At 45.0% G+C, this 19,472-nt stretch carries 15 protein-coding genes and 1 pseudogene; 11 read left to right on the top strand and 5 right to left on the bottom strand.

Annotated elements, in window-relative coordinates:
* Positions 1–43: 43 nt before the first annotated feature.
* On the bottom strand, positions 44–1,651 hold the full coding sequence (locus tag GC098_RS00310) for an S-layer homology domain-containing protein (RefSeq protein WP_171639889.1): 1,608 nt from the start codon (positions 1,649–1,651) through the stop codon (positions 44–46).
* A gap of 780 nt (positions 1,652–2,431) precedes the next feature.
* On the opposite strand from GC098_RS00310, the gene GC098_RS00305 reads away from it, so the two are divergent.
* From GC098_RS00305 to GC098_RS00270, 8 genes are all read left to right on the top strand, one after another.
* Complete coding sequence (locus tag GC098_RS00305) at positions 2,432–3,139, top strand: FadR/GntR family transcriptional regulator (RefSeq protein ID WP_171639887.1); 708 nt, start codon at positions 2,432–2,434, stop codon at positions 3,137–3,139.
* A gap of 58 nt (positions 3,140–3,197) precedes the next feature.
* Entirely contained in the window at positions 3,198–4,427 is a 1,230-nt protein-coding gene (locus tag GC098_RS00300; protein WP_171639885.1) for an MFS transporter, read from the top strand.
* Between the two features lie 123 nt (positions 4,428–4,550).
* Positions 4,551–5,126 carry a nitroreductase family protein gene (locus GC098_RS00295; protein WP_171639883.1) on the top strand — a complete coding sequence of 192 codons (576 nt, stop codon included), beginning with the start codon at positions 4,551–4,553 and terminating at the stop codon, positions 5,124–5,126.
* A gap of 251 nt (positions 5,127–5,377) precedes the next feature.
* Positions 5,378–6,424, top strand: a complete 1,047-nt coding sequence (locus GC098_RS00290; RefSeq protein ID WP_171639881.1) for a LacI family DNA-binding transcriptional regulator — start codon at positions 5,378–5,380, stop codon at positions 6,422–6,424.
* A 24-nt stretch (positions 6,425–6,448) separates the two neighbouring features.
* Complete coding sequence (locus GC098_RS00285; protein WP_171639879.1) at positions 6,449–7,861, top strand: extracellular solute-binding protein; 1,413 nt, start codon at positions 6,449–6,451, stop codon at positions 7,859–7,861.
* A 71-nt stretch (positions 7,862–7,932) separates the two neighbouring features.
* Entirely contained in the window at positions 7,933–8,808 is an 876-nt protein-coding gene (locus GC098_RS00280) for an ABC transporter permease subunit (RefSeq protein WP_171639877.1), read from the top strand.
* 9 nt (positions 8,809–8,817) lie between these two features.
* Positions 8,818–9,678 (top strand): carbohydrate ABC transporter permease, encoded by an 861-nt coding sequence (locus tag GC098_RS00275; RefSeq protein WP_171639875.1) that lies wholly within the window; start codon positions 8,818–8,820, stop codon positions 9,676–9,678.
* A gap of 9 nt (positions 9,679–9,687) precedes the next feature.
* Positions 9,688–10,953: a CehA/McbA family metallohydrolase gene (locus GC098_RS00270; protein ID WP_171639873.1), complete on the top strand. Its 1,266-nt coding sequence runs from the start codon at positions 9,688–9,690 to the stop codon at positions 10,951–10,953.
* Between the two features lie 184 nt (positions 10,954–11,137).
* On the opposite strand, the gene GC098_RS00265 is transcribed toward GC098_RS00270, so the two are convergent.
* The 4 genes from GC098_RS00265 to GC098_RS00250 form a co-directional block, all read right to left on the bottom strand.
* A complete protein-coding gene (locus GC098_RS00265; protein WP_171639871.1) occupies positions 11,138–12,052 on the bottom strand; it encodes a pseudouridine-5'-phosphate glycosidase in 915 nt (304 codons plus the stop codon).
* Positions 12,053–12,060: 8 nt separating this feature from the next.
* Positions 12,061–13,161 carry a carbohydrate kinase gene (locus tag GC098_RS00260; protein ID WP_171639869.1) on the bottom strand — a complete coding sequence of 367 codons (1,101 nt, stop codon included), beginning with the start codon at positions 13,159–13,161 and terminating at the stop codon, positions 12,061–12,063.
* Between the two features lie 160 nt (positions 13,162–13,321).
* Positions 13,322–13,714, bottom strand: a complete 393-nt coding sequence (locus GC098_RS00255; RefSeq protein WP_171639867.1) for a hypothetical protein — start codon at positions 13,712–13,714, stop codon at positions 13,322–13,324.
* Between the two features lie 143 nt (positions 13,715–13,857).
* Positions 13,858–16,461 (bottom strand): Ig-like domain-containing protein, encoded by a 2,604-nt coding sequence (locus GC098_RS00250; RefSeq protein WP_171639865.1) that lies wholly within the window; start codon positions 16,459–16,461, stop codon positions 13,858–13,860.
* A 616-nt stretch (positions 16,462–17,077) separates the two neighbouring features.
* Here GC098_RS00250 and GC098_RS00245 point away from each other — a divergent pair.
* The 3 genes and pseudogenes from GC098_RS00245 to GC098_RS00235 all read left to right on the top strand — a co-directional run bounded on the left by GC098_RS00245 (position 17,078) and on the right by GC098_RS00235 (position 19,454).
* Positions 17,078–17,313 (top strand): annotated as a pseudogene (locus tag GC098_RS00245) (23S rRNA (pseudouridine(1915)-N(3))-methyltransferase RlmH).
* A gap of 101 nt (positions 17,314–17,414) precedes the next feature.
* Positions 17,415–17,570, top strand: a complete 156-nt coding sequence (locus tag GC098_RS00240) for a hypothetical protein (protein ID WP_246358338.1) — start codon at positions 17,415–17,417, stop codon at positions 17,568–17,570.
* A 144-nt stretch (positions 17,571–17,714) separates the two neighbouring features.
* A complete protein-coding gene (locus GC098_RS00235) occupies positions 17,715–19,454 on the top strand; it encodes an ABC-F family ATP-binding cassette domain-containing protein (RefSeq protein ID WP_171639863.1) in 1,740 nt (579 codons plus the stop codon).
* Positions 19,455–19,472 lie beyond the last annotated feature (18 nt).

Below are 19,472 nucleotides of genomic sequence, written 5' to 3'. Positions count from 1 at the left end.
AGACCGCCAGAGTGAATGCTCTGACGGTCTTTTTTTGGTTCTACTAGTGGTTAAGTGTCACGTAGCTTGTTGCTTTTTCACCTGTTGAAGTTACAGCAGTTAATTCGAAGGAAGTCACATTACCAGTCACAGTAACGTTTCCAGCCGCGTCAACCGCTACGGTTCCTACAGCTGTTCCGGCATTCCCCTTAATATCATTCGTGATGAAAAGGGTGCCTAGTGCGAAATTGTAGCGTTTAATGTCATCACTTTTATACTTAATACCATAGTTATCTGTGATGGAAAGATCCATTTCCGTATAAGCATTGAAGGTATAAACACTTCCTGTTACCGTCTTGTCAATGGAAGTTTGTCCTGCTTTTATTTCCTTGGCAGTGATCGCGTCGCTTTTAACCGTGACAGTAACGTGTAATTGCTTTGCGTCGCCATTTCCAATTTGGACAAGGACAGTGATTTCTGCAGTTCCCGGCTTGTTGCCTAGAACGTAAGCATGATGGTCTGAGGTAAGACCCACTTTAGCAATGCTAGAATCAGAGGAATGAACGGATTGAACAACCCCAGGGATCGCAATGGGATCTCCACTAGCCGATGTCACTTTAATTTCAATTTCTTTAGCTAATTTACTTTTTGTTGGATCTTCAGCAGTTGCTTTGTCAACGAGATCATTTAATCCTGTAGCTGCATCTGTTAGACCGCTATCGAGCACACTAGCTAATGTGTAGGTACCGGTAATCGAAACGTTCCCTGTGCTAGGAGCAGTAACGCTAAAGCTGCCAGTTGTTGTTTGGACAGTGGAAGCATCGAGTCCGCCAAGCGTTACCGTGTAATCCCCGGCAGCAAGCGCAAGAGTAGTCGTTAATGTTACCGATTGACCATCACTAGCCCACTCTGTTGTCGTAGGGACGACTGTTGTACCATTTTTCAATGTGAGCGTTGCTTTGCTAGCATCCACTTTTTTATTGAAAGTAACTTGAACCTTCTTATTATCGGAAGAAGAAGCTTGCGTTTTTGTAATCGAAATGCGTGTTTGATTCCCGAAAACTTGCTGAGCTGTGTAGGAGCTTAGAACAAGGTCAGCGCGATTGGCAGGCTGGTCGCCAGATTTACTAGTAGGGTGAATGCCAAGATCTGTTGCTTGTTTCACAGCATCTGCGTACCAAGGTGAGCCTGTCATGGAAATCTTTTTGCCTAAACCTTTAAGCAGAACGGTATCCAGCTGAGCTGTTGTTACAGAATCGCCGGGAACGAAAGTAGTGTCTGTGACACCATCTATAAGACCAGCTTTTTTTGCTGCTTCAATATAAGGGATGGCCCAGCCATTCGCTGCATCATTGGCATTAACATCAGAGAAACTGGACACCTTAACGGTAGGATCAACAGTGATGTTGTAAATCAATGTGGCTACTTTGGCAAATTGAGCACGAGTCATATTTTGCGTAATGCCAAATGTGTTGTCCGAGACGCCTTCAAAAATACCAGCTGCAATCATCGCATCAATCTTAGCTTTAAGCGCGGCATCACTACCAGCCAAATCTGTGAAATCAGCGCTTGTTTTGGCTGCAGCGGAAGCCGGATTAGAAAGTGTAGCTGAAGTAAATAAGGAGAAAGCCATTGCGGCCGTCGCGATCATCGTAAGTTTAGTGGATTTCATAGTACCTCCCAAAGGTTAATTATATATTTTGAATCTAGCAAACTATCGTTCATGTTCTGTTGCTATAACTATACCTTGCATGATGGAGTACGTCATTGTCAAATTCTTGGCAGTCTCGGCAGGAGAGTGCTAACGAAGTGTGGACGAGTGTAATGAGAATGATAATTAAACTCATTTACTAACTTTTAATTATTCGCTTTACAATTGTAAGTAAAATAGATATAATTACCTCAGCACCACAAACAAGTGAGGAGGCTGAGATCATGGGTAAATGCGCATGCGGAAACACACAAAACACTGAAGGTAACTGCGACGGTTCACACGCTAAAAAAGACAAATAAGTCTCGTAAATATAGAGGTAAAAAAGGACTTCCGCGAATGTTAAATTCGATGAAGTCCTTTTTTTATGTCGTCTAATGAAAGTTGATTGAAATTAGCGGCTTTTGATAAAGGGTAGAGTGAATAGAAAGGCAAGTTGTACAACGTACAACAATTTCCCTGATTTCTTCTGGGCAAGCTATGAGATGTTGTATGTTGTACAACAATTCAGTCGTTTTAGAGGGTATAGAGCGATTTTTGGCTGAAATTGTTGTATATTTTGCAACAATCGCGTGGAAAACGCGGGTTTGCTTGCCTAAAGTTGCACAAAATACAACACTCTTACGAGAAAGGAAAGCTAAGAAGCTTACCGAGATCTTTCAAGGAAAGAGTCTGATTGTAAAAAATAGGATGTAAACTCGAGGGCAGCTATGCTATACTTTCTAAACAGGAGATGATCTGATGAATTCGAAGATGTCATTCCAGCCGCTTAATAGGCCTAAATTGGTTGATGATGTTGTTAATCAATTGCAAAAGAAAATATCAGAAGGCGAAATGAAACCCGGCGATAAGATTCCAACGGAACCCGAGCTTATGCAGCAATTCGGTGTCGGACGTTCGACGATCCGTGAAGCGGTCAGAGTGCTTGTGCATGCGGGTTTGCTCGAAAAGAAGCAGGGCTTCGGCACTTTTTTGACGGCTAACACAGGTATGCAGGAGCCGCTTGACCATAGGCTTCGCAGAGCCGAGATTCTGGAGGTCTATGAGGTAAGAAGGATGCTCGAGCTGGAAATCTCCCGATTAGCCACTGAGCGCCGCGATGATCATGATTTGGAGCAGATGCGAAGCGCACTGGATCAACGGTCGGAAGCACTGGAGAAAGGCGATACGAGTACCTATCTGAACTCAGATGTAAAGTTCCATCTGTCCATCGCCATCGCCAGCAAGAATAGCGTTGCTATCGACCTATACCGGACTTTCTCAACTGTGCTCCTTGAAACGTCTTACAAATTAGTGAGCGTCCAGAGTCCACATGATTCCCACAATCTCCAGCACGAAAATATGTATCAAGCGATTAAAGACAAGGATGTATCGGCTGCCGAGTACTGGACCAAACAAAATCTAGAAGATACGGTCAGCCAGCTTAAAAAGTATCTTAACCAGGAGTAGCTTTATTCTCCTCTAATTTTAAACATCAGATGATATGATGAAAGGGGTTTGAGATCACATGTCCGTTTCAAACAATGCCCGTAATAGTACCGTTTATGCTATTTTATTTTCAATAAGCTTGGTTCATTTGTTGAATGATGCGATTCAATCCGTTATCCCTGCTGTGTTTCCAATTCTACATGATTCGTTGCAGCTCAGTTTTACACAAATCGGGTGGATTGCCTTCACATTGAATGTGACGGCCTCTATGTTTCAACCCTTGATTGGTCTGTACACAGACGCGAAACCGAAGCCATTTCTGCTGCCCGCAGGTGTGTTTTTCTCTCTTATAGGAGTGATTGTCTTGGCGGTGGCGTCTTCGTTCGCGCAGGTTATTTTAGCCGTTATCCTAGTTGGTCTGGGTTCCTCTGTCCTTCATCCGGAAGCATCGCGTGTGGCTTATTTGGCTGCTGGGCCTCGCAGGGGACTGGCGCAGTCGATATTCCAAACAGGCGGTAACATCGGGCAGGCTTTGGCTCCTGTCTTTACAGCCCTTATCTTTGTACCGTTTGGTCAATTCGGTATCATCTGGTTTTCATTTGTAGCTGCGGCTGCGATTGTGGTTCAGTTTTTCGTTGCAAAATGGTATCGAAAGGCGGGAAGCCGTCCGTCTACAGCCAACAGAAACGAGGGTGTCAGAAAGAAACTCCCTCGTAAAATGGTTGCGTATGCGATATTTATTCTAATCATGCTCCTATTTTCCAAGTTTGTTTATGTGGCCAGTATGACAGGATTCTACGCCTTTTATTTGATTGAACATGACCAGCTTTCGGTCGAAAGAGCGCAGCTCTTCATATTCACCTTGCTTGCTGCCGGAGCTGTAGGTACGTTCATGGGTGGCCCCTTAGCGGATCGTTTTGGGAGACGGAATATGATCTGGTTCTCTATTCTAGGCACTGCACCGTTCTCGCTGCTTCTGCCTTATGCCAATTTGTTCTGGGCAGGTGTCCTTTGTGCGTGTATTGGGTTTATTTTGTTATCGGGTTTTTCCGTCATTGTCGTTTATGCACAAGAACTTCTGCCAGGCAAGGTGGGTACGGTATCTGGATTGTTCTTTGGATTGGCCTTTGGTTTAGGCGGGATCGGATCCGCTGTGCTGGGGACGCTGGCGGATGCAACAAGCATCGCCTTTGTTATTAAACTCTGTGCCTTTTTACCGTTAATCGGATTGTTAGCAGCCTTCCTTCCGACAGATAAAAAGCTAAATTTGCATGATATTGAGCTGCCGCAAACTGCAGTGAAAGCATGATTCATTGAGGTACAGGGTAAATCTCATAGCTACTAGGACGATGCTTCCCATGAGGTTTGCAGAGGGAGCTTGGGTCGTGCAACAATAGAAATAGAATTAGCAATAGGGAAAGGAGTGGGATTCATGGATATGAAAGAAGCGATTCGCCATCGACGCAGTATCGGGAAGGTCAAACAGGATCCTGTCGACAAATCACTAATTGAAGAAATCCTTGAGGCAGGCACTTGGGCGCCTAACCATTGTCATACAGAGCCATGGAGGTTCTGGGTCATGACCGGTGAAGGCAGAAGATTGTTAGGCCAAGGCTACGCCGAGGTTGCCGCTGCAGAAGCGGATCCGACGCTTTCTGAGGAGGAGTTATCCAAGCTGAAAAGCGTTCAGAAGAAGAAAGCATTCCGCGCTCCTGTTGTTATTGCCGTGGCCGTAACACCCTCAGTAAAGCCTGTAGTTCCGGAGATCGAGGAATATGCGGCCGCGCATGCCGCTGTGCAGAATATGCTGCTTACAGCGTACGCACTAGGCCTAGGAACGATATGGCGGACGGGTGCACCTACCTATCATCCGAAGATGCGGGAGGCGTTCAGTCTAGTGGGAAAAGAGGAGCTGGTCGGATTCATCTACATCGGCTACCCGGACATGGAACCACCGAAGGCAGCGCGGGTGCCGTTCGCGCAGAAGACAACATGGGTAAGTGAGTAAGCGTAAAGATTTATCGAACCTAAACGAACCGTCAGGGATATTCCCTGGCGGTTTTCTCTTTTTGTGTAAACAAATCGTCGAACCGGTTTCATGATTTTTTGTCATAGATAGCAAGGAAATGCCCATATTTCCTTGGTTTTTGATTAAAACGATCATCGAAAGTACGTGTTTCCTTTACAAATCATTATCCTCTATTTAAAACTCTGTTGATAAAACCGGTTTAATATAAAGGAGAAGTGAGGCGAGCTCATATGGCCAACATAGATGATGTTGCAAAAGTAGCTGGGGTATCCAAGAGTACAGTGTCCAACGTGTTTAGCAAAAAAAGGCCGATCAGCAAGGAAGTGTCGCAGCGTGTACTGGAGGCAGCTTTAAATTTGAATTATAGACCCAATTACTGGGCTCGCAGTTTAGCCAATAAAAAAACGAATATCATCGGGTTAAATATGGCTGGTGAGCAAGTGAAATTCAGTCAGTTCCATCTTGGCCTCTTTAATGGTGTGTTGAGAGAGTGCTATAACCAGGGCTATCGTTTGCTGGTAAACACCCTGTCTACTGAATTCTCCAGTCAAGTTGAGCATTTGGCTACAGATCCCGTAGATGGTGACATTCTTCTGGATCCTGCCGCAAATGATGAGCGAATTTCCGAACGAATAAAGCGTAACGTGCCGCTTGTCGTGATAGGAAGACCACAGGAGGAGTTCGAATCCAGTGTCTCCTATGTGGATAACGACAATATAGGGATGGGACAAATCGTTACCGAGTACCTTCTGCAATTAGGTCACAATCATATCGCGTTCCTCAATGCACCGAAGGAAAGAACGGTCGCACAAGACCGCGAGCATGGTTACTACAGAGCCTACAATAAAGCCGAGCTGTCGGTTGAGGCAAAGTTCATTGTGTATAAAGATAACAGCTTAACGTCCACTGTCTACGGCTACCAGATGACCAAGAAGCTATTAGCAGCTTATCCGCATATTACAGCCATCATTACGGATACAGATAAAGTGGCATTAGGGGTATACCAAGCGGCTGCGGAGCTTAATTTGCAAATACCGCAAGACCTTTCTGTCTTTGCTTTCAGCGATGATTCTGTCTTCGCACCTGAATTCAAGCCACCTCTTACCGGGGTCAGGCTCAATGGGGAAGTACTGGGAAGCGAAGCAGCCAAGCTGCTCATTGAACAGTGCCGTCAGCCCAACGCCATTGCCAAACGCATATTAATTCCTGCCAGTTTAGTTTATAGAGGCTCATGTGCCCGAGCGAGAGTTAGCGATACCCTAAGACCCCATAAATAGATAGATAAATAGGAGGCCATACCCATGTTCAATAAAAAAGCAGGAATCATCGCAGCCGTTGTGTTATCGACAAGTTTACTAGCCACTGCGTGCGGCACGAATACTGATAAAACAACAAGCGCTGGTAGCGAAACTTCCAAGCCGGCCAAACAAGAAACCCTTCGTATTCTAAGTGGAGTGGCAGGGGGCAAGACGCCGGAAGAGAATGTCCTGTTTGAGAAGGAAGTAGAACGACTGACGGGCATTAAGGTCACCATCGAAAAACCTGCAGCCGACTATGATAAGAAACTATACGCAGCGATTTCTGCTGGCGAAAAATATGACCTCATTTATATGGGCAAAGGCAATATGGATGTCCTTGTTGATCAAGGTGCGCTGATGCCGCTAAACGATAAGATCAAAGCTTCCAAGATTTTATCCGATCCTAAAGTGATCCCTACCAAGGAATGGGACATGATCACTTATAAAGGCGGTCAGATCTTTAGTGTATTTAATAAATCAGAAGGCGGCACGCTGCCTACCGTTCGTCAAGATTGGATGGACAAGCTGAAGCTGCAGCAGCCAAAATCATTGGAAGATTTCTACCAAGTACTGAAGGCATTCAAGGAAAAAGATCCAGACGGCAACGGTAAGGACGACACCTATGGCTTGTCCACGGCTGGGTTATACGACATTCAAGGGTTTATGAGCGCAGCAGGCGTGAAATATAAATATGTGATTGATGCTAGTGGCAAGCGCTCGATTCCTTATGCAACAGAAGCAGCGGTTCCGATTTATGAGTGGTTTGCGAAGCTGTACAAGGAAGGTATTCTAGACCCGAACTTCGCTACCAACGATTCAGCAAAAATGAGAGAGCTCTTCTTAACGAATCGAGTGGGGATGGTCACGTACTGGGATGCATGGGTAGGTTTGTTCAATAATATGAAAAAAACGGATGATCCTAACTTTAAAGCCAAAGCCATCGCTGGGGCTGTAGGGCCAGATGGCAAAATCATGCTTCGCCGCGGCGACCCAAGTGTTTGGGGAATTCCAGTGAATGCCGAGCATGCCGATACGGCGGTTAAATTTTTAGAATTCTGGCACTCTGAGAAGGGGAACATCCTTAGCACATTAGGGATTGAAGGCGATGATTACACCGTTAAAGATGGGAAATATACACTAACGGATGAGGGAGTTAAGCATGGTATGGATCATGGTGCTCCTTTCCCGAACAACACGAACTTCAAGAACCCGATTGGTACGCTGCCAGGTGCTATCGAAGGCCGCCAAGTTATTTTCGACAATAATGCAACGATTGAAAACCCAACCAAAGACTGGCCGAGCGCTGAAAAAATCGTTACCAACTACGCTTTCCAAGCGATGATGGGCAAATTGCCAGCAGCAGACGCCGTGAAAAAAATGAATGATGAGCTTAAAGCAGCTAAACTGATTGACTAGTTGGAGAGAGCGGAGGCGGGTAGTAACTCCCTAGCCGCCGCTTTACTTTTCATAGATAAGGGGGAAGTCTAGTGACCGCATGGGCACGTTATCGCGTAATGTATATCATGATGATTCCCGTTGTGATTTATTTTTTGATTTTTTCTTATTATCCGCTCATTAAGGGCTTGCAAATCTCCATGCAAAATTTTCGGATTATTGGAAATCGACCGTTCGTTGGTCTTCAGAATTACATCGTGGTTTGGAACGATCCGGTATTCTGGCGCGTTTTGGAAAACACCTTAATCATCGGAATCGGGATGCTAATTGTAGGCTTTTTTGCCCCGATTATTACGGCTCTGTCGTTAAATGAAGTGCTTAAAACATGGTTTAAGAAGCTGACGCAAATGGTTATTTACTTGCCGCATTTATTTTCTTGGGTTGTTGTAGGAGGCATCTGGATCATCATGCTGTCTCCGGACGGAGGATTTGTTAATGATTTGTTGAAGCTACTGGGTGCTGCGAAACCAATTCATTTTTTTGCGGAAGTCGACTATGCCCAAGCTTTAATGGTCTTAACGAACACTTGGAAGGAAATGGGTTTCACCTGCATTCTTTATTTGGCCTCTATCGTGACCATTTCCCCTTCTTTGTATGAAGCCGCGCGTATGGATGGAGCTGGACGCTGGCAGCAAATTCGTTATGTAACCCTGCCTCAGCTCATTCCGACGATGAAGGTTGTGACCTTGCTGAATATGATCGGGATGCTTCGGATGTTCGACCAAATGATCATTCTAAGTAATCCTGTTATTGCCCGAAAAGTGGATGTACTGATGACGTATACGTATCAAAAAGGAATTCTTGAGTTCAAAATGGGCGTCGCATCAGCGGCAGGCTTTCTCGTTGTCTTGGCAACGCTGATCTTAGTGTTCGCAACCCGCAAATTGATTCGTTATGACGAGGAGTGAAATCGTGTTATGAATAAATCGTTGAACGGCAGGGACTTGCCCTTCCATTTAGTAAACAGCCTCTTCCTGCTGCTGCTTGTAGCGACGATGATCCTGCCTATTTGGAACACCTTTGTCATCTCCATATCCTCTAACATCTCATCCATGCATGGGGGTATTCGATTATGGCCTTCTGAGCCGAGCCTAGAGGGATATCGCACAGTGTGGCAGCGTATTGAGCTGTGGAGACCTTTCGCTTTGAATGTACTGGTGACGTTGGTGGGTACGTTTGTCCATGTGCTGCTATGTGCAATGGCCGGGTATGTGCTGCTGCACAAGGGGCTGCCTGGGCGCAAGCTGATCACTAGCTTTATTTTGCTAACCATGATGGTTCCGAATGAAGCCGTGATGATCCCCCTTTACGTTGTAAATAAAGAGCTGGGCTTATTGAATTCCATAAATGCTTTGATTTTATATAGTTTGGTTTCAGGTTTCAGTATTTTACTAATGAGAAATTTCTTTGGAGCTGTTTCGTACGAAATGGCGGAATCCGCTAAAATCGACGGGGCGGGTGAGTTTCGCATTTTTTCCACGATGTATGTGCCGCTTGCTAAGCCAGGATTGGCTACCGTAGCTTTGTTTGAATTCGTCTCTCGTTGGAATCAACTGACGCCTGGACTGCTCTATATCACCGATCAGAAAATGTTTACTTTGCAGGTAGCGCTGCGCTCACTCGTCATTCAGTCCGACTCTACCAGCAGCAACTTGTTTATGACGCCTAATGTTCGCATGGCCGGTGTCATGCTAGCTTTGATTCCATTGGTAGCTATTTATCCATTTGTGCAAAAATATTTCGTAACAGGCCTTATGGTCGGCGCTACAAAAGAATAGGGGGAGCCTATGAGCATCGTGACGATATCTCGTTTTATTACAAGTGAGGAAGCCGATCGTTATGTGGAGGTTCCTTTTCAAGTAGCCTCAGGCATGGAACGTATTCACGTTAGCATAGAAGTGGAAGCCCATGGACCAGGAGACTGCGTTATTGATCTCGGTTTAAAGGATACGGATCAAGTAAGAGGCTGGAGCGGGGGCGCCCGAACCGAGTTTTATGTGGAGCTTGAAAAGGCGACTCCCGGATATGTACCTGGGTACTTGGTGGACGGGGAGTGGTGTGTGCTGCTCGGTACGTACCGGATTCCACCGGCAGGATGCACCGTCATTGTGAAGGTTACCTGCACACCCAAGGAAGGGCGTTGGCTGAAGGGCGATCTTCATATGCATACCGTCCACAGTGATGGAGCCCTGACATTATCCGAGAATGCTCGGATTATGGAAGAGTTGGGCTGCGATTTTCTAGCAATGACGGATCATAATACGTACAGTCAAAATCTTGCTTATCCGCATGAAACGGGCGTTGTTTTAATTCCTGGTATGGAATTGACAACGAATCACGGCCATGCGAACTTCTTAGGTGTTGTTAAGCCTGTGGTCGATTTCCGTGCGACTAGCTCGGAGCAGGTGCAGGAACGTATACGTGAAGCAAGAGCGAATGGCGCTCGCGTCGTGCTGAACCATCCCCATTGTCCGAACTGCGGCTGGGAATGGGACTGGATGGTCGATTATGATTGGGTGGAAATTTGGAACGGGCCTTGGCGGGAAGCTAACCGCAAGACGCTCGACTGGTGGCATGGTCAGCTTTGCATGGGCAAACGCCTCATCGCCGTAGGCGGCAGTGATATGCACCGGTTTGGAAGCTACATCAGTCACAGTTCTCCGACAACCTGGGTGTATGCATCCTCTCGAAGCGTTGACGGCATACTGGATGGTATCGACACAGGGCGCGTTTTTCTAAGCTACTCCCCAGATGGTCCGGTTATGGAGTTGAACGCAGGGAAGTATAATATGGGCGATGTGGTGCCTCAGGACGCACTTGAGCGTGAAGGAAATGCAAAGCTTGTGGTGTCAGGTTTGCTTGCAGGGGACGAGGTAAAGCTCATCTCCGATCGAGGTGTCGAGCGCTCATGTGTCGTTTACAATGAGCAGTCGCTTGAGTTATTTGGTGAACTGGCAGGTCGAAGCTTTTATCGGGCAGAGGTTTGGCGGTATTTTGTTGAGGTGCATGAAATGCTTCTTGCATCTGTAAGCAATGCGCTGTATTTGGATTAAGAATAGCCATTAAACGTAAAAAACGAGCCGCCAGAAATTCTGGGGTTCGTTTTTTGACCACATAAGAAAGTATAAGTTTTTCTAACAGAGAAACTTGACTTTCTTATTGGCGATAAAACCTACATTTAAACGCGGTCGCTCATCTTCGAAAGGCCTCGATAGAGGTTTTCTCATAAGCGGGGGCTTATTTGTTTTTAAGGGCAACCGCAACCTGCGCGGCCGTTTGTGCGTTGTGGTAAACGAGCGCGATGTTCGTCTCCAAGCTGCGACCTTCGGTCAGCTGTTTGATGCGCGCTAGCAGGAAAGGCGTGACCTTCTTGCCGGTCACGTTTTGATCTTTGGCCTCAGCCAGCGCTTGCTGAATGACGCCTTCGATCTCGTTATGGGCCATCGCGGATTCCGCGGGGACCGGATTGGCGATGATGGCGCCGCCGGCGAGGCCAAGCTCCCACTTGGTGCGCAGCATAGCCGCAACCTGGGCTGCCTCATCGAGGCGGAAGTCTACGCCGTAGCCGCTTTCGCGGGCGTAGAAGGACGGGAACTCGCTCGTTTTGAAACCAACCACGGGTACGCCGTGGGTTTCCAAATACTCGAGCGTACGGCCAATATCGAGGATCGACTTCACGCCTGCGCAGACGACGGCGACGTTCGTTTGTGCCAGTTCCGTCAAGTCGGCGGAGACGTCCATCGTCACTTCACCTTCGCGGTGAACGCCGCCGATACCGCCGGTAGCGAACACTTCGATGCCGGCAAGCGCCGCGCCGATCATCGTTGCAGCTACAGTCGTTGCGCCGATTTTGCCGGACGATAGGATGTAAGGGAAGTCACGACGGCTGACTTTTTCTACATTGGCCGTTGTCGCGAAAGCCTCAAGCTCCTGCTCGTTCAAGCCGATCTTGATTTTGCCATCCATAATGCCAATCGTTGCTGGAACAGCGCCGTTATCGCGGATGATTTGCTCAACCTTTTTAGCCATTTCAATGTTCTGCGGATATGGCATCCCATGGGAAATAATCGTTGTCTCCAAGGCTACGATTGGCTTATTGTTCGCGAGAGCATCTTTCACTTCGTCGGTAAATGTCAGGTAGGATGTGTTCATAATAGGGATCAGTCTCCTTTAGTTATCGATTGTATGGTTTGTTGCAGTCGTTCTTTGGTTAGCTCACTTGCTACGGATTGATCGGTTTGAAGCGTAATATGTGCCGCAGCGAGACCATAGGAGCAGGCCTCCATAAAGGTATGTTGATGCGTTACACCATAAGCGATACCAGCGAGGAGAGCATCGCCTGCGCCGGTTACTTCCACGACGTTGGTAGGAATAGGAGGGAAAAGCTGCTCGCCTTCCTCGCCAACATACATGACACCCGCGCTGCCGAGGGTTATGAATACGTGTTTCACACCTCGTGCCTGAATAGCTCTAGCCAGCTTGGCATAATCTTGATCGGTTTCTACCGAGGAATCAGCAAGCAGACGGGCCTCTTCAAGGTTAGGGAAAATCGCTGTAATACCATGAAGCTCCTGCGGGAGCTTTTTTGCTTTTTCGGAAGAGACAGGGTCGATGAATAGCGTGATGCCTTCTTCTTTACAACGCTTAATTAACTCTTGGAGCGTATCCGCAGGCAAATTCGTATCGGCAATGACGAGCTGTGAAGCGGCAATATGGGACCATTTGTCCATCAAAAGCTGGGGTGTACATTTATCGTAAATTTCCATGTTGGCAAAAGCTAAAAACATCTCGCCCGTGGCATCGAGCAGCGCCGTGTAGGTCCCCGTGTTCTCGCCCTGTAGGACAATCGTTTGGCTGACGTCAACACCGCGCTTTCGTGTTTCTTCAAGCACCCACTGGCCAGCCTTATCGTCACCGACAACGGTTAGGAGTGCTGTCCGGCAGGATAAACCAGCGAGTGTTTCTGCGATATTGCGCGCAACACCACCGCAGGATTCGGTGACCGTGACCGGGTTCGAGGAGGCCAGTCGAATGGCCTGCTTGCTGACCGCTTTGCTGTCGAGGTTCGCGCCGCCGATACACATGATTGTAAGCTCATCAGATGTGACATAGGCTCGGCCTCGGATCGTACCTTTCTTGGTCAACGCAGCAATATAACCGGCAACAGCGGATCGAGAAATGCCTATCATACTGGCTATTTCATTTTGGGAAATGAATGGATTTTGACGTATGAGCGCTAAAATTTGCTGTTCACGATCCATGAAAAGCTCCTTTCAAAAGAAGAACTACCTTTAGTTTAACGCAAACCAAAACAAATGTCTATAGTATAAACAAATGTCCGCATACAATCTGGTAAAAACAGAAAAAAGCCTTCCCTTAAATCGGGAACAAGGCCTCTTTAACCAACCTTCAAATTTCACACTAAGAAGTCCGGGAACGTTTGCCGAGTCCGATCAGTCCAAGTAAACCAAGCAGACCTAGGTAATTCCACCAAGTCGAAGCTTTGTCTTTCGCTCCACTTGCTGTCTGGGTATGGACTGTTAAAGCCTTCATCGATGTTGGTGGTGTAAGTCCATATGCAGCCGAATGACTATTCATGTTGTCCATTGTACGCAAATTACCATCCGCGCCAGGCATGCCGAAAGGATTCGTGTCAAAGAAAGTCGGTGAGCCTTGTTTAGCTGCTTCCCAACTATCGGCTTGCGAAATCATTTGCTGGTCAGGAGAATGCATACGATGATACTGATGAGCCCCAAGGAGAGCTGTGATTGACAAAAAAGAAACCATCCCCAACTTCATAAATCTAGAAACCATGATCCATACCTCCAAGATTTGTTGAATGGGTTCTGTAAGTGTAGGTATGGATATATTCCCCTATGTACAAGAAACTATGCTGCTTTCTGTAAAATTGAAAAAAACCGCTGTTCCCCAATTTGGGAACAACGGTTTCAATGGTATTACTTCGTAACTGTCACTTGTACAGTCGTTCTCATGTTGGAATATGTGACCGTAATTCTAGCAGTCCCTTTGCCGGTTGCTCGGATGATACCATCCTTCACATCAGCAATCATGATGTTCGACGATGTCCATAATGCAGGCTTGGTTACATCTTCTTCAGACCCGTCTGTGTAGGTAGCCAACGCCTCAATCTTAGCCGTTTTGCCTTCTTGCAGCTCGATTTTGACAACATCTGTTTTCAAATATTTCAGTGAATCGATTTCCACGGGAATAGCGACCATTTTGCCGCCGAAGGATCCGGTGATCGTTGTTTTGCCTGAACCAGTTGCTGTGAAAAGCCCATCCGTGACAGTTCCTAGCTTGTAGGACATGACTTTCCAGGTTGCTGTCTCAGTGACATCTTTGGTAGAGCCATCCGCTAAAGTAGCGGTTAATTTCACTTGTACTTGATCGCCGCTTTTGGTGACGATGAAAGATTTATCAGCGACTAGTGTCTGTATCACGCCAATTTCAACCGGAATGGATACACTTTTACCGCCATAAGTTGCCGTTATGGTTGCTTTGCCTCGGGAAACCGCTGTTACAACACCCTTGGATACTGACGCGATGGCGGCGCTGCTTGATTTCCACTCAGCCTCATTGGTGACAGTGCGAGCCGCGCCGCTTGCATCTGTTGCCGTCAGAACGATAGATCTTGTTTCATTTAAGTCAAAAACTAGATTGGCGACATTCGCCGAAAGGTCGCTGGCCATATCGACTGTGACCGAGATTGTAACTGTCTTGCTATCCAGTTGAGCAGTGAGGGTCGTTTCACCAGAAGCTATAGCTTTTACTTTACCTCCGTCAACAGTGGCAACTTTGAGATTACTGCTTGTCCAGATGACATCTGCGGCTGCATTGCTATTTTTTGTATCATCGGTATAAATAGCTTCTGCTGTCAAAGTAACAGAATCGCCTTTTTTCATCACTAGCTTTTCTTGACTGACCGTCAAACTTTTCAGTACGCCAACTGATACTTGAATGCTAGTTGTGCGTGTACCGTATTTCCCTGTAATCGTTGCTGTGCCGGTAGAGATCCCTGTGATTTCTCCGCCCCGTACTTCGGCGATATCTTTGGAGCTAGTCGTCCATTCTGCCAGGGATGTGACATCCAATTCTCTGCTGTCTTTGAAATAAGCGGTCAACGTGACTTTATCGGACCCGCCTTTTTGTAAATTAACGGCTTTTTTACTTCCTTTGATGGTCGTAGGGATATCGACTTCGACTTTGGTTGTCGTTGTTTTACCGCCGTATTTAGCGGTTACCGTGGCTTCACCGGATTTATAAGCTTTAACTAAACCTTTACTGACAAATGCAACGGCGTCGTTATCCACGCTCCAAGTCGCGCTATCTGCGATGGTATTGTCGCTTGTACCATCGGCATAAGTAGCAGTCAGAGTAAGGGCGGGAAGCACTTGGCCTACTTGCATTGAGAGTAGGTCGGTACTAACGACTAAACGGCGAGGAACTTCAACATCAACGTTAGCTGTAACTACTTTATCACCATATTTGGCATAAATCGTCGCTTCACCGATGGATATGGCAGTTAGCTTACCTTTGGTGACTTGGACGATATCTTCATCACTCGAAGCCCATTCAGCGCGATCTGTAAAGTTAACAGGTGTAGCGCTGTCGATGTAGGTTGCTTCTAATTTCAGATCTTTAATTGCATTTTTCTTCATTAAGACATTTGGTTGATCTAATGTGAGTTTCAACGTACTGTCCACATCAACTTTAACCGTTGTCGACTTAGTACCGTATGTAGCAGTCAAATTAGCTGTACCTACACCGTAACCTTTAACTGAACCATTAATTACATCAGCAACGTTCGGTTTGTCAGTGGTCCATACTGCTTTAGCGGATATGTCAGCGTTTGTACCATCTGGGTAGGTAGCGTTCAGTACGATTGGTTCCGTTCCATTAAGCAGTAAGGATATACTGGATTTCACAGCATCAATACGTCTTACAACTTCAACATCGACTGGCAATGTCAGAGATTGATTCATGTATTTAATCGTAATCGTTGCACTGCCGGGATTTTGTCCCTTCACTAAGCCATTCGTTACCGTCACAATGGAGCTGGTATCAACGGTATAATCAGCTTTGCTCGTTACATCTTCGGAAGTGCCGTCATCGTAAAAAGCTGTAATCTTAACTTGATCAGTCGCATTAAGGCGAAGAGCCAGGGACTGTTTATCTTTGGTTAACGATTTTACCTTTTTGCTAACATCAACGTTAACGATTACAGTCTTACCCATATATGTCGCAGTTATTACGGCCTTGCCTTCTTTTTTGGCTGTCACCACACCCGCATAGACGGAGGCAACATCGGTCGAACCTGAATTCCAATCGGTTTTGACGGTTGCATTCTCGGTAGAGCCGCTTACGAAAATGGCGGTTGCCGTCAGATTAGCTGTATCTCCGACTTGCAAGGCAAGTTCGTTTTTATTCAGGACGAGTTTAGAAATCTCATCAGCTGCAAAGGCGGTTCCTGTTACTAAAGATTGCGTAGCTAGAATTAATATAAATACCAAGGATAACCACTTGCTTTGTCTGGACTTCATGCTCTGATTCCCTCCGATTATGTTCCTCAATGATTATGTATATGAAAATTATGGAACCTGTTTATTATCGGAATCTAGGGGTTTAAAGTGAATAGTTGTTACAATAAATACCCAAATTCATCCATGGAATAATAGTTTCAAGTTCCACACTCGCCAGCAAGTTTGTACGTCACGCCCTTCCTATTTGGATCATAAGGATAACTGATGAAAATAAGTTCATATGTAATTGGTAAAAATTACTTAAGTTTAGACGGGAGGCTGCAAACAAAGGTTGCAGCAAGTTGTTATTGTTTACGGAGGAAGGCTGAGGTTAGAAAAAGGAGGATCCGCCAAAGGATCCTCCTTTCTTTAACCTTATTTATTTGAGTTGGGAGTAAGGTCGAAATATCTGAACTTGAGGGATTTGATTGGATTATATTCAATGATGTCTCATGACATCGGCGGTTTGGGGTTAGTTCCATTGGATTTATACAGTGGAATATGTAGAAATAGCTCAGAAAAGCTGGTTTTAGAGCATTCTATTGGATTAACTCCAATGAAAGCGGGCAAATAGGTTGAATGAGCCTGATTTGATTGTATTTTATCCAATGGAGCAAACGAGGGGAGTTTGTTGGTTATGCATCTACAGATATTAACCGTAGGGAAATTGAAGGAGCGCTAATCTCGGACGGGATCGCGGAGTATGTGAGGCGCATTGGGCCGTATGCCAAGGTGCAGATGATAGAAGTGCCGGACGATAAGGCACCGGAGAACATGTGCCTTGCTGTAGAACAGCAGCTGATGCGGTTGGTGCTGGTGGAGCAGGTTAATCGCATGATGCGGATAAACCGCGGGGAACCGCATCATAAGTAACGGCAAGTTTTTATTGTACAACTCGAGTCAAGTATGCAAAAAACGCCGGTGATATGATCAAAAGGAAAGGAGGGAAGACTTCTATGTGCGAATGGAATTAAATGGAACAGCTAGGAGCTCCCCGATCTATTCCGTTGGCTATTCGTCAGGAGGTATTCTCGCCTTATCATTATTTGATCAAGGAGCCAGATAAGATGAATAAGGTACATTTACAACCGGCAGAGATCAAAGTCGAGTTCATTCCGGCGCTTTTATGAGGATAGTTGAGAAGTAGCATGGAAATTTGACCCCATTGAAGTTGGTTGTAAACAGTGTTACTCTAACAACGGTAAACTCAAAATCTATATTTTGCAATGCATCTAACAATAGTTACTATTTTAGTTATAAAGAAAGGTAACACTATGATAAAAGTTGAAAACTTATCCTTCTCATTTCCGCAAAAAGAACTATATACAAACATTTCATTTACGCTTGAAGAGGCGCAACATTGCGCTTTTATAGGAACAAGCGGCAGTGGGAAAAGTACATTGATCGATATACTGATGGATCCAGAAAGATATTTGTTCGAGGGTAAGTTAGAAATAGATCCGACTTGTAATATTCGGCATGTAAGTCAATTCCCACAATTCGACAAAACGAAAGAAACAACAGTTTTTGAATATATAGGGGAAGAATTTATTAAGATACAGAATGAAATAACAGCTATTTGTACGGAAATGGAAACATCATCGGATATGGATGCGTTATTAGAAAAGTATCAATTGGCTTTAGACACATTTGATTCAATCGGTGGGGCTGATTTTGAAAGCAACATTAATAAGAAACTAAATCTAGCAAACCTCATGAAGCTAAAAGATCTTAGGGTATCCGACCTGAGTGGTGGGGAATTCAAACTTATTCAAGTGATGAAGGAAATGCTTAGTAGTCCAGACTTAATGATTATGGACGAACCAGATGTATTTTTAGACTTTGAAAACCTAAATGCGCTTAAAAATCTGATTAATTCTCACAAAGGAATGCTGCTAGTTGTTACGCACAACCGATATCTATTGAATCATTGTTTCAACAAAATTCTACACCTTGAAAACATGGAGATCCAAGAGTTTGATGGGCGATATATTGAGTATAATTTCTCATTACTTCAGACAAAAATTGAGTTGCAAGAAATCGCAGTTGCTGAACAAGAAGAAATTGAGAGATACGATAACATTATTGATAATCTTAGAGCTATCGCAACGTATAATTCAGAAGCATCTAGAGGGAGAGCATTAAAAGCTAGAGTTAGGTTTCAAGAAAGATTGGAAGCACGTAGAATTAAAGCGCCATTTGTTGATATTAAGCAACCTAAAATTAGTTTTGGTATTGAAAATGAGATTGAAGACACCGTTGTTGTAAATGTCAATAATTATAGTGTTACCTTTGATGAGTTGCTTTTAGACAATGTTAACTTTGAGATAAAATCTACGGATAAAGTAGCCATTATTGGTCCAAACGGTACCGGGAAAACGACTTTACTCCGAGATATCTTTACAAATAATCATGCTTCAATTGAAATAAATGCTGATGTTAAAGTGGCTTATTTATCTCAGAATCAAGGCGAAGTGCTAAAGGATTCCAATACAATACTAGAAGAATTCATCGATGCTGGGTTTAAAACTTATGATGAGATTAGATCGTATCTTTCAAACTATGGCTTTGAAGGAGAAATCGTTAATCAAAAGATAGAATCTTTATCTGGTGGAGAAAAAAACATGCTTCAATTGGCTAAAGTTTCTGCCAGTAAAGCAAACGTATTGCTTCTTGATGAACCGACAAGCCATTTAGACACCTATACGCAAATAGCACTGGAAAAAGCCATTGAAGTCTATAAAGGTGCGATTCTCATGATTTCTCATGATTTCTACTCTGTTGTAAATGGTATGGATTATGTTTTAATCATTGACGATAAGACGATTAGAAAAATGAGTATGCGAAAATTTAGACAGATGATTTATGCGAGCCATTTTGATAGAGACTATCTAGAAAATGAACAAAATAAAAAATCAGTTGAAATGAAAATAGAATTGGCTTTAAAAGATACTAATTTTGAACTTGCAAAAGTATTGGTTGATGAGCTAGAAGAGCTGATTAAGTTGCTTTAAATTACAACCCTCTGATCG

It is taken from the genome of Paenibacillus phytorum, assembly GCF_013141715.1.
Taxonomy (GTDB): Bacteria; Bacillota; Bacilli; order Paenibacillales; family NBRC-103111; genus Paenibacillus_E; species Paenibacillus_E phytorum.
The sequence above is the reverse complement of the archived record's forward strand: the minus strand, read 5'-3'. Positions and strand labels throughout refer to the sequence as shown.

Coding starts and splice junctions, on each gene's coding strand:
- GC098_RS00310 (WP_171639889.1), bottom strand. CDS start 1,651: ATGAAATCCACTAAACTTACGATGATCGCGACGGCCGCAATGGCTTTC.
- GC098_RS00305 (WP_171639887.1), top strand. CDS start 2,432: ATGAATTCGAAGATGTCATTCCAGCCGCTTAATAGGCCTAAATTGGTT.
- GC098_RS00300 (WP_171639885.1), top strand. CDS start 3,198: ATGTCCGTTTCAAACAATGCCCGTAATAGTACCGTTTATGCTATTTTA.
- GC098_RS00295 (WP_171639883.1), top strand. CDS start 4,551: ATGGATATGAAAGAAGCGATTCGCCATCGACGCAGTATCGGGAAGGTC.
- GC098_RS00290 (WP_171639881.1), top strand. CDS start 5,378: ATGGCCAACATAGATGATGTTGCAAAAGTAGCTGGGGTATCCAAGAGT.
- GC098_RS00285 (WP_171639879.1), top strand. CDS start 6,449: ATGTTCAATAAAAAAGCAGGAATCATCGCAGCCGTTGTGTTATCGACA.
- GC098_RS00275 (WP_171639875.1), top strand. CDS start 8,818: ATGAATAAATCGTTGAACGGCAGGGACTTGCCCTTCCATTTAGTAAAC.
- GC098_RS00270 (WP_171639873.1), top strand. CDS start 9,688: ATGAGCATCGTGACGATATCTCGTTTTATTACAAGTGAGGAAGCCGAT.
- GC098_RS00265 (WP_171639871.1), bottom strand. CDS start 12,052: ATGAACACATCCTACCTGACATTTACCGACGAAGTGAAAGATGCTCTC.
- GC098_RS00260 (WP_171639869.1), bottom strand. CDS start 13,161: ATGGATCGTGAACAGCAAATTTTAGCGCTCATACGTCAAAATCCATTC.
- GC098_RS00255 (WP_171639867.1), bottom strand. CDS start 13,714: ATGGTTTCTAGATTTATGAAGTTGGGGATGGTTTCTTTTTTGTCAATC.
- GC098_RS00250 (WP_171639865.1), bottom strand. CDS start 16,461: ATGAAGTCCAGACAAAGCAAGTGGTTATCCTTGGTATTTATATTAATT.
- GC098_RS00240 (WP_246358338.1), top strand. CDS start 17,415: ATGGAACAGCTAGGAGCTCCCCGATCTATTCCGTTGGCTATTCGTCAG.
- GC098_RS00235 (WP_171639863.1), top strand. CDS start 17,715: ATGATAAAAGTTGAAAACTTATCCTTCTCATTTCCGCAAAAAGAACTA.